General features: G+C 36.6%; 10 protein-coding genes and 1 tRNA gene. 5 read left to right on the top strand and 6 right to left on the bottom strand.

The window, feature by feature from the left end; translation table 11 throughout:
- Positions 1-29 precede the first annotated feature (29 nt).
- From JL102_RS22145 to JL102_RS22160, 4 genes are all read right to left on the bottom strand, one after another.
- Positions 30-1121 (bottom strand): sensor histidine kinase, encoded by a 1092-nt coding sequence (locus JL102_RS22145; protein WP_202246659.1) that lies wholly within the window; start codon positions 1119-1121, stop codon positions 30-32.
- 968 nt (positions 1122-2089) lie between these two features.
- Complete coding sequence (locus JL102_RS22150; protein ID WP_202246660.1) at positions 2090-2509, bottom strand: response regulator transcription factor; 420 nt, start codon at positions 2507-2509, stop codon at positions 2090-2092.
- A 104-nt stretch (positions 2510-2613) separates the two neighbouring features.
- Positions 2614-3267 (bottom strand): response regulator transcription factor, encoded by a 654-nt coding sequence (locus JL102_RS22155; RefSeq protein WP_202246661.1) that lies wholly within the window; start codon positions 3265-3267, stop codon positions 2614-2616.
- Positions 3254-5935 carry a PAS domain-containing protein gene (locus JL102_RS22160; RefSeq protein WP_202246662.1) on the bottom strand — a complete coding sequence of 894 codons (2682 nt, stop codon included), beginning with the start codon at positions 5933-5935 and terminating at the stop codon, positions 3254-3256. Before JL102_RS22160 ends, JL102_RS22155 begins: the two co-directional genes overlap by 14 nt.
- 415 nt (positions 5936-6350) lie before the next feature.
- On the opposite strand from JL102_RS22160, the gene JL102_RS22165 reads away from it, so the two are divergent.
- On the top strand, positions 6351-6935 hold the full coding sequence (locus JL102_RS22165) for a YceI family protein (RefSeq protein WP_202246663.1): 585 nt from the start codon (positions 6351-6353) through the stop codon (positions 6933-6935).
- Between the two features lie 109 nt (positions 6936-7044).
- On the opposite strand, the gene JL102_RS22170 is transcribed toward JL102_RS22165, so the two are convergent.
- Together JL102_RS22170 and JL102_RS22175 are read right to left on the bottom strand one after the other, a co-directional pair.
- Complete coding sequence (locus JL102_RS22170) at positions 7045-8304, bottom strand: site-2 protease family protein (RefSeq protein ID WP_202246664.1); 1260 nt, start codon at positions 8302-8304, stop codon at positions 7045-7047.
- Positions 8291-8914: an HAD family hydrolase gene (locus tag JL102_RS22175; protein WP_202246665.1), complete on the bottom strand. Its 624-nt coding sequence runs from the start codon at positions 8912-8914 to the stop codon at positions 8291-8293. Before JL102_RS22175 ends, JL102_RS22170 begins: the two co-directional genes overlap by 14 nt.
- A 101-nt stretch (positions 8915-9015) precedes the next feature.
- On the opposite strand from JL102_RS22175, the gene JL102_RS22180 reads away from it, so the two are divergent.
- The 4 genes from JL102_RS22180 to JL102_RS22195 all read left to right on the top strand — a co-directional run bounded on the left by JL102_RS22180 (position 9016) and on the right by JL102_RS22195 (position 10854).
- Positions 9016-9089, top strand: a tRNA-Ile gene (locus JL102_RS22180).
- Between the two features lie 470 nt (positions 9090-9559).
- Complete coding sequence (locus tag JL102_RS22185; RefSeq protein WP_202246666.1) at positions 9560-9844, top strand: helix-turn-helix domain-containing protein; 285 nt, start codon at positions 9560-9562, stop codon at positions 9842-9844.
- A 64-nt stretch (positions 9845-9908) separates the two neighbouring features.
- On the top strand, positions 9909-10106 hold the full coding sequence (locus JL102_RS22190; RefSeq protein ID WP_202246667.1) for a hypothetical protein: 198 nt from the start codon (positions 9909-9911) through the stop codon (positions 10104-10106).
- A gap of 238 nt (positions 10107-10344) precedes the next feature.
- Positions 10345-10854, top strand: coding sequence for a helix-turn-helix domain-containing protein (locus JL102_RS22195; protein ID WP_202246668.1), 510 nt, complete (start codon positions 10345-10347; stop codon positions 10852-10854).
- The last annotated feature ends 29 nt before the right edge of the window (positions 10855-10883 follow it).

Consider the following 10883-nt stretch of genomic DNA (forward strand, 5'->3'; position numbering starts at 1 on the left):
ATTAAACAACACATAAGGCCATATTACATCTATTGTAATGTGGCTTTATTTCTTACACAAAATTTATTGGGCACCACTAGCTGAAATACTGTATCCCCTTCTAATGACCTAATCAACTCCACATGTCCTTTCAGCTTATAGGCAGTAATAAGTGCCACATATAATCCCAGACCTGATCCGGTAGAACGTTCTGTTCCTCTATAAAACATATCAAAAATCCTAGTATGCTGATCTTTATTTATGCCTATGCCGTTATCTTCAATGGTTATAGTGAGCGTTTGTTCGGTCACATGTGCTTCAATAAACACCTTAGAATCTGAAGTATTTTCCTTTTTATAGTCAATGGCATTTTTAATTAATGGAGCCAGCGCTCTATTAAGCAAATTTCTATCGCTGGTAAAGGGCGCTTCTATGTTAAAATTCAATTTCCAATCAATCTGACCTATCCTACAGCTATCTCCAGAATAATCTGTAATTATATTTCTAGTTAACTCAGCTATATCCACTCTATCAAAAACCAGAGTAGCTGATTCTATAAAAGCAAGGTGATTAATGTCACCCATCAGCGCATTTTGCTTTCTTATGGTTTTTTCCATTAGCAATAGGCATTCAAGCTGATGGCTACTAGCGTCTCTTTTAACCAGATCTACCAACCCTAAGATAGTGGAGCTGGGAGCTTTTAGATCGTGAGAAGTTCTATACATGAGCCTATCATATTCATAACTCACCCTCTTTAACCTCTGACTATCGCCTACGGTGAAGGCTACGTCCTGCACTATTAAGCAAGATAGATCAGTTTCAGAAGTTCTCTGCATAAACTTAATATGTACCGGCTTCAAAATGCCAGACTCATTTAACACTCTACCTTCAGCCTCCTGCCCAATACCTTCAGCCATCTTACGCCAGTAAAGCTCCCAAGATAGCATGGTAATCTCTCTGATGTAAAGGAACACTTTCTTTTGCTGTAGTTCCGCTTTGGAATATCCCGTCATTCTGGCAAAAGCAGCATTTACCCTTATGATATCTCCATACTTGTTCACCCACAGCAGTCCGTCATTTAGCTCATCTAAAAAGGGCAAAAACTCATTATCCTGCTTTTCTTCTCGCTTGGCAATATTCATGGCGAAAAGAGCTTAAACTACCTCTACGATAAGACTCTCCGGGACAATAAAGAAGGTGCGAAAACACAAAAAGGCGCTATCAATTGATCGATTATTCATATTTATTTTAGGTTTAAGTCTTATTATACAACAAAGGTGGTGAGTTATAACGAGCTTTTATTAAGGGTAGATTCTTATATCAGGAAATACGTATTACGCGTACCAGGAGCAGATAAAGCACTTAAAATGAAAAAAGAGCGACTGCTTATCAGACCGCTCCTTTTTACTTAACTAATCAACCTAAACCCTATTCTTAAATATTTTTAATTGTCTCTTGGTTTTCATCTTTTGAATATGTGGGACAAGTATACTGGCTACAAGATCCTATCATAAAAACCATCAAACAAATTATTATCATCACTATTATTCTTTTCATAATATGTTGTGTTTGACAACGATTACAATACAAATGTATAACAGAATAAAGTTTAATCAATCAGGGGAAATGCGTAATTTATTAGATAAGTGATAACCCTTATATGTGGTAAAATCTACTTAGATAAAGCACTGATAGCTAAAGCTACTGAAGCGTAGCGCAAGGTAATTTAAAAGTAGCCAACTTTTGAAAGGACTTACAAATGGCCATTGAAGTAATAAAACAAGACAAAATTAGGCAATTAGAAATCAAATAAATGTATAAAATACACCCATTTCCTCACATGCTAATGAAATAATTAAAATTAAAGTAGTAAAGAAAAGAAGCTACCTAAAAAAGAAAGGAATAAAATAAACTAATAGGTATAAAAAACGAACAGCCGGGACCTCTCCCGGCTGTTACCATGATTAATCTAAACCATTAATCAACCTAAACCTACTCTTAAAAATCTTTGTCTATTAGTTTAAAAAAATATCTGGATTGTGGATCAGTTATTTTTTTATTACACTACAAACCTACACATCTTCATGTAATATTTCATAGGCAATGCTACTTATTTTATTAAATACGTGTTTCCCTTATATATTTCTAACTGGTTAGAAATATAATTCTTGCCGCCGAGTATCATAGTCATTGCTATATCTAGTTCATCAGCAAAAGAATGTACTAGCAGATACCCTGCAGCACCTTTGTCAATTAAATTTTCAATAAACGGCTTTTCGGTATAAAAATCTAGCACCAGTATTGGTGTTGTTTTATACCTGGAATGCTTGAATATAAATTCCAGAAATTCCATCCCGAGAGAATAGGTGTCGATTATTAATAAAGACGGGTTGAATACCCTATCCAGCTTCGGAGAAGCGAGATCAGGAGAAGTTAAAAAGAAATTCCACCGCTGGAAGATCTCCTCTTCCAAGCATTCAAAAACCTCATTAGAACGACTGTAAAACGCTATATTCCTTAACTCTTTCAATATTCTCCCTATTCACAACGTGGTACAAATTTATCCATACGTTGGTAAAAAAAGTTAAGGCTTTTTGCGTATTTATAGCTCTACGTGTTTCACTTAACCACCTCTTAAATATTGTCAAACAAATTATTTTTTATAGCAAAAAGAACGAGGCCGGTAGAGTTTTTAGCTCCTGTTTTTTCCAATAAGTTTCTTTTGTGAACCTCCACCGTCCTCACACTAATGAAGAGCTTATCTGCTATTTCCTGATTAGAATACTCTTCCAATATCAATTTATAAATTTCTTTTTCTCTAGGGGTTAATGGGGTTGAAGCATCTCCTGATATTTTATTCTTTTTCTTAGCCAGGTTATTCATTACGGTCTGCCCGACTTCACTGCTATAATAAATGTCATCATTCAATATAGTTTCAATAGCACTTCTCATTTCTACTTCATCGCAGCTTTTGAGTACATAACCACGTGCACCTGCATCCATCATGGCTTTAATATGTTGATAATCATTATGCATAGTAAGTGCCAACACTTTAATGTTCGGGTTGATATCCATTACCTTACGGGTGGTCTCTATCCCGTCCATCTCGTCCATATTTATATCTATAATAACTAGATCTAAATCATTTTTCTCTACCGCATCTATAGCTTCCTTACCACTGGCCAATAATCCTACTATCTCATAAGAAGGGTTATCTTCAAGGTACATGGCTACTCCATCCCTTACCACTTTATGATCATCCACTATTAATATTCTAGTTGGTTTCATTATACTCGTATTTGAGGGGTACTTCTACAATTATTACTGTTCCATTGTTTAAACTGGATTCTACTTCTATATTTCCAGAAAGAGAGTTGACACGATTCTTCATGCTACGCAATCCGAAACTGCGTGTTTCATCTTCCATTTTCTCCTGGTAAAGAAACCCTACTCCATCATCCTCAATAGTAAGTAAAACTTCATCTTCATAAGCCATGAGCTGTATCGAAGCCTGACTTGCTTTTGAGTACTTTAAAATATTGTTGATAGCTTCTTGAGTAACACGGTACAAGTGAAGTTCAATATTTTTAGGCAATCTCTTTCCTTTTAGGTTGTCATAAAACTCAAAATTGATTTCGGTAACACGTTCTAAATCTGCCATTAAACTTTGGACGGACAATACATATCCAAAATCGTCAATACTCTGAGGCATAAGGTTATGTGCTATTTCTCTGCTATCTTTAATGGCTTCTTTTAAATAATTCAGACCGGTATTCAACTTTTTCTCTCCTGAATCACTCAAACTAAGATCTTTCTTTAATGAATTAAAATTCAATGATACGGTGGTAAGCTTCTGCCCTAGGCTATCGTGCAACTCCTTAGCTATTCTTTTCCTCTCCTTATCTTCGGTTTCTATAATAGTAGAAATAATCTTCTCTCGAGCATTCATACGCTCAGAAATATCACTAACAAACCCTTCTAAAATACCATTTTCCACTTCTCTTCCTTGCTCCCACACCCATTTTTTCTCTCCGCCTTTAGTCGTAATTTCATATTCAAGAGTATAAGGCTCTTTCTTCGACACCGCCTTTTGCACAGTACTCCACACTTCCTTTCTATATTTCTCTACTATCAAGTCTGCAAAACTTAATTTTGCTCTGGTGAAATCTGATGAATTATAGCCAGTAAGTTCAAGAGCTCCTTCGCTACTAAATATCATACTCCAATTCTCATCATTTCTGCACTGGTATACCATACCCGGCAGGTTAGACATGAGTGTAGCCAAGCGCCTTTGATTTCTTTTAAGAGCCAATTCTGCCATCTTACGGTCATGGATATCTACGTTAGTACCTATTACTCTCAAAGGTTTACCCTCACTATCTCGGCTCATGACCTTACCATGCACCATGATCCACTTCCAGCCATCGTTATAAGTCTTTAGTCTATGCTCTGTTTCATAATAATCAGATTCATTATTTAAATGACTCATCAATGCATAAAAAGTTTTATCTCTATCTTCTGGATGGATTCGCTGCGAAAATTCCGTAAAATTACCCTTAAGCATAGTAGGAGCAAAACCAAGCATAGAGGCATGGTATTCATTAAAGACCAGTTCGTTGGTAGTTATATCCCAATCCCACATACCCTCTCTCGCGCCTTCTATGGCCATCTGCAAGCGGTTTTTTGTTTCCGTCAGATCCTTAACCATTTCCTTTTGACGAGTAATATTTCTGGAAACATATAGAATATGAGTGCAATTTTTGTCCTTATCTAGAATAGGCACCAGATTAGACTCTGCCGTACCCCAATTGCCTCTGGGAGATTTGAACTGTTCTTCATAAACTATCTTTTGCCTACTCCTAACCACACTTTCAAGCCTGTCGATTCTCTCTTTAACTTCGTCCTCCTCCAGCTTAAGTAAATCTTTATATAGCTCACAAAGAGAAATGCCCAGAACTTTGTAAGGTGGATAATCCTGATTAGCCTCATAAAGCTGTCCTAAATACCAATCTGGCAACTTAGCCAGCACTATATTTCCATCCTCCTGCACCTCGAACAAGGCTATTAGCTCTGATGCATTATTATATATTAGTGAAAGCGTATGCTGTCTGGCCTTTATATCTGCGTAGGCGATTCTAAGATCGGCTGTTCTATTGGCTACCGTACTTCTAAGCACTTTAACATAAATAATAAGTTGAATAACCCCTAAGACCAATAAGCCAAAAACCATATAAGCCCAAAGGGGTATTCTTACAGTATGATCGTGCTCAAAATATTTACGAATGTTAGTGTAGTAAAATGAATTTTTATCTGCTTTCAAAACCCTAAGGTGTTCTTCCATAATGGGCATAAGAGTATTTTGATGCTTTGATTTTTGAAATATAAACGTAAGTCTGGAGGGAGAGAAAGCAATTGGTGTTTGCACCACATCATAAGAGGCTTCATTAATATCTCCGTACACCCTGTCAACTACTCCTGCATCTACCTTCTTCTCATCTAACATCCTAAAAATCTCCTGATAACTATGAGATAGATAAATATTGCAATTAACATCGAGTTCATCCAGAGAATGATACAAACCTTTGTAAGGGCTATTGATATATTGGCTCCTACTCAATACTGCTACGTTCTTATTGTTAAGATCAATAAGAGAAGTATAATCGGTACCTTCTCTACCGTATACTCTGGCCCAGGTAGAGACCACCCCTGAAGAAAGCACATCAAATTTGGCATTCCTATTTTCATAATCAGGATGTTCGGGCATAAAATCGATCTCACCTGTTTCAAGCCATTTATAGCATTGATCTAGCGTACCTACTTTATACTCTAGCTCCAATTTTTCTCGCTTGGCCGCATACCTTGCTATATCTACAAAAATACCTTGCGGTTGGTCTACACCGTCAGTATAAACCAAAGGATAGTTTTCATATACTCCCATTGTTATCCTCTGAGCCATTACACTCTGGCATAAAAACATCATCAGGATAATATAACAAAGCCGCATTACCATTGGCAGATCGTAGAATTAAAACTAAAAATCATCAATTAAGTGAAATACTTAATTTTCAAATTACGCAATTTCTCTTAAATAAAAACATCAAATAATGCGGACATTTGTAATGTAGTTTAGTTAGTGAAGTTGAGTGAAGCGAGAGAAGTGCCGTTGGTAAAGGGAAGAGAAGTGAAGTTGAATTAGAGAAGGAAGAACGGAGATTGAGGAGCAGAAAAGGCTGTCATTAGTTTGGCAGCCTTTTTCTTTTATTTATGACCATAAAAATCAATCATTAATATTTCTGCAAACGATTGCTAAATTAATGATTAATACTTAACTTCTACATAGTTGTAGTGTATTCATTAAATTTCTTTCGGTCATGAAAAATATTCTTTTTTTTCTGGGCTTTTCACTGATCATGTCTGGCGCAAGTTACGCACAAACAACCTGGATAATAGATCCTTCACATTCATCCATTCAATTTGAAGTACCGCATATGACAGTATCATCGGTGACGGGCACTTTCACTAGCTATGCGGGTACACTCACCTCTAAAAGTAAACAAGAATTTGATGGTGCTAAAATAACAACCACTATTGAAGTAAACAGCATCACTACCAATAACATGGAGCGTGATAAAAACTTAAAGGATGAAGATTTCTTTAACGCAGCGAAATACCCGGAGATAAAATTTGAGAGCACCAGTTTCACCAACACCTCAGGCAATCATTATAAAATTACCGGCAACCTTACGATTAAAGGAATAACTAAAGAAATAACATTATTAGCTGAGTTTGGAGGTATTATATCCATTAACAACAAGCAAAAGGCTGGCTTCAAAGCTACAGCTACTATCAACCGTTTTAACTATGGGCTACAGTGGAATGATGTACTAGATAATGGAGGGCTTATAGTAGGCGAAAAAGTAGATATTATTATTAATGCTGAACTTCTAAAGCAATAAAACGCTCAAAGCAAGCTTAAATAATTAAAAGGTTTGGTTAAGTAAGCATGTATGAGGCTATCCGTTGGCTGCAAGGCCAATGGATAGCTATTTTATATGATTGATTTCATTATTGCAACATAATGGGAGCAGGACTAAATGAGATGATGAAAATAATAAGCGATATCCAACCCAATAATTTTCTTTTCCAATCTAAAGGTTCTTCTACCAATGATTTAGGGTGGTGTACTCCTATAACCCTACCAAGTATAAAGGCGAACAACAACCAACCAGAATAACCTTCAACATCAGGATATAAATAAGCTATAAAAAATTGAACGGCAAATAGCACTACAGCATACATCCAAGTATCCTTTTTACTCTTCTGCAGTCCTCTAAGGGATAAATACAAGAAGCCAATATATAAGGGCATGCTTATAAAAAACTCGGGTAACCCAAAGAGACCTTCTTTATACATCATACCGTCTGCCGGAGAAATATAACCTAAACCTGCATAGAATAAGAAGGCAATGAATACTACCGAAGCCACTTTCTTGTGCCCTTTATAGCCCACAAGACCGTATAGAACATGTCCGCCATCTAGCTGACCAATAGGCATAAGATTTAACGCCGTAAACAAAAGAGCTAAAAAACCAGCTAAAAGTATAGGGTAATGCATAAGCTCTCTGCTATTAGGAATTTTTTCTGGTTCACTAACCAAAAGTTTCTCTAAGCCTACAAAAAGCAACGGCTTAGTGATGTATACGTTTTCGTATTTCTCAGGAGCGCTAAATTTAGGAAAGCCCCACTCTCCTCCTGTTCCTTCCTCTACAAAACGAAGAGAATCAGCTGTGCGAGCTTCTACATAACGTATGGAGTCCTGCTCTCGCTGAAACTCATAAGTATATACATGCTCGGCATAATTTTCTCCGAACTGTTCATATTCAGGGTGAATGCTATAAATATAATCAGGCTCAGGCAAATGAGTAAAACCATATACCAACACACCAAGTGCAATTACAAAACCTGCTAACGGACCTGCAATACCAATATCAAAATGAATCTTTTTAGACAATACAGGCTGCTTAATTCTGATTAAAGCACCCATAGTACCTATAAAAAGTGGTATGGGAGGTAGAGGAATATAATACGGTAAGGTCGTTTTTATTTTGTGATATTTGGCTGTGAAATAATGACCAAACTCGTGCACACTAAGAATTAGTAAAAAGGGCACCGAGTAAGGCAAACCATGGCTGAAGTCCGTCCAGCTGTAATCATTCCAAGGCCACATAATACCATGAACCCACCACTCACCTGCTAACGTGGTAGTGAAAAAAGTAACAATAAAAAGTAATGCTTGTAATAAATAAGTTCTGTTATTCTCCTTCATCAAAAACCTCTATTATGGTAGTCTCTCCCGTTATATGTATTGTTTGAATGCCTAAGTTAGCCGCTCCTGCAATATTATCAGCATTATCATCAATAAATAATGTCTCTTCAGGCTCCAATTGCTGCTCATTAAGTACCTGCTCATAGATGTCTGCATCTGGCTTGCGCTTATGCATTTGATGAGAATAATATACATGATCAAAAAACTCGTCAATAGAGCAATCATTTTCCTTTTCTAATATCTCTGTGAAACATTTAAGGTGAATGTCATTAGTATTACTAAGCAAGATTAGTTTATGATGTTTTCTTAAATCTTTGAGCAACTCAAGCCTCTCTTGTGGCACATCCAGTAACATGGCATTCCAGGCTTCATCCAAATCTTTATCACTATCACAACCTGTCATATTTTTTAAATAACTTCTAAATTCTTCATCACTAATCAGCCCCTTCTCATATTTTTTAAAATGCTCATCATGCAGGTACTTTTGAGTCACCTCCTCCTTGCTAATGCCTGATAATCTGGCAAATGCATCAATGGTATTAGCTGGCTTAAGGTTAATTATAACACCCCCTAAATCAAAGATGATATTTTTTATTTCTTGTTCTTTCATAATTTTTTTTCAAAATGTTTGTGTAGTTCTCAGCAAATATGTAAGATTGCACTCCCAAATCAAACATAACAACAGCAAAAAAAGCTGATCAAAAGTTTGACGGGCCTATAGCTCAGCTGGTTAGAGCACTTGACTCATAATCAAGGGGTCCCTGGTTCGAGCCCAGGTGGGCCCACACACACTAAAGCCTTGTAAATCAAATATTTACAAGGCTTTTCTTTTAAAATTAAATCATCATATTTTAAGTTAAAACTAGCATTCGCATACTTTTTAACGATTTTGTCAATATTTAACATCTCCCTCTTAATATACGGTTGATTATTTTTTTAAATCTTTATTTATAACCCAAACCTATCTTAGTGCATTAAAAAAATTTAGCACATAGCTGTCGGGCTACCTTTACTAGTCAATCTAATTGACAAAATCTTCGAAGGCATTACAATATATTGAAGAACCACTGTCATAATGTTACTAGATTTCGATAGTATTCATACTCATTTTAAAAAAATAGCAAAAAGTTATCCGCAAATTTAGTTCTGATTTTCAGGTAGTTACAAAAAGGTTGTAAAAGTTGTTAAAAGGTTGCAACCCAAAAAAGTTTCAGAAAATACTTCTCTTTACAGCATTAACAAAAAAGAATAGCAAATGGAAGTAATCATTATAGAAAACGAAAGCTATAAACAGCTACTCGCACAACTTCACCAAGTAATAACAAGAGCCACACGAGATGCCATAATAGAAACACTTTCGGCAACTGATCCCACTCATGATTGGATCACAGCAGGCGAAGCAATGAAAATTCTTAATTGCAAGAAAAACAAACTCGTAGAACTTCGGGATTTAAAAGAGATCACTTCGAGTCAGCACGGGCGTAAGTATTCTTATTCCAAGCGTAGTATACAGGCATTCTTAGAACGAAATATTGTTTGATAATGGCTATGACTAACAACAGAACATTCTCCTTGTCGTTGCCTAAGATAAAATTAGATATATCATGCATAAATCATATATAAGCCTCCAAGAACTCCAAGACAAGTACAAGCACCTACCAGAACACAACTGCTGGACGTCCAAAGATATTCTTGCCTGGTACCGCACCTACAGGATCAATGGAATAGAGAAAAATGGTGAGATCCCTATCGAGGAAGAAAGCTACAATCGGCTAATTAATAAATCCCTGGAAGGAAAGTAATTTACCTCCCAGTATAAAATCACAAATATGCAGGTAATTAACTATTCAGGCTCGTTTCGGGCACTGGACAGTCACCTTAGTGTATAATGAAAGGTGCGAAAACCTTTCGGATAAGATAAGGGGCAGTGTTATACTGACAGCCAGAGAGATTATTCGTGTATATGCGGCTTCACTATTTCACTTAAAAATAAGCTCGCTGCAGGAACACCTCCCGGCACTAAGAACAAATAGTCCCCAGTTGGCAACCCTTGCAAGGGTATCATCAAGAACAATCCGCAGGCACATTGCTAAGCTGGAACAGGCCAATGTTATCGTTCGTAAAGCATTTTATGGAACACAAGCAGACTATGAACTCAAGATCAATCCCGAGCTGCTCTCAATAGCCCATTCCATTGACAATTCTAAGTCTGACCAATCCCAGAAAGGTAAGGAACAGAAAGTTAATAAAAACACTAAGTGGACAAATTGTCCGCTTACAGATTCTATTAACATTATAAATAATATAGTAAAAGCTGTGGACAATAGTTGTCCAAAAAGGCCTGTAACTACAAAAAACGACCCTGAAAACACTTTGAAGCGGCGTGAGCCTACGCTCACGGGTGGTGATAATCATGTAAAAATGCCACTTCAACAGATTATACCCCTAGAGATTCAGCTAAAATTTACCGAACAGAATTCTGGCAACGTAGTTTCAGGATACACCAGAGAAAAAGTACGGATCAACCCCCAATCATCAGGACAGTATTAAGCTGTAATTAAGTTCTACAATCATAAGGG

This window comes from Fulvivirga sediminis (genome assembly GCF_016757215.1).
Lineage (GTDB): Bacteria > Bacteroidota > Bacteroidia > Cytophagales > Cyclobacteriaceae > Fulvivirga > Fulvivirga sediminis.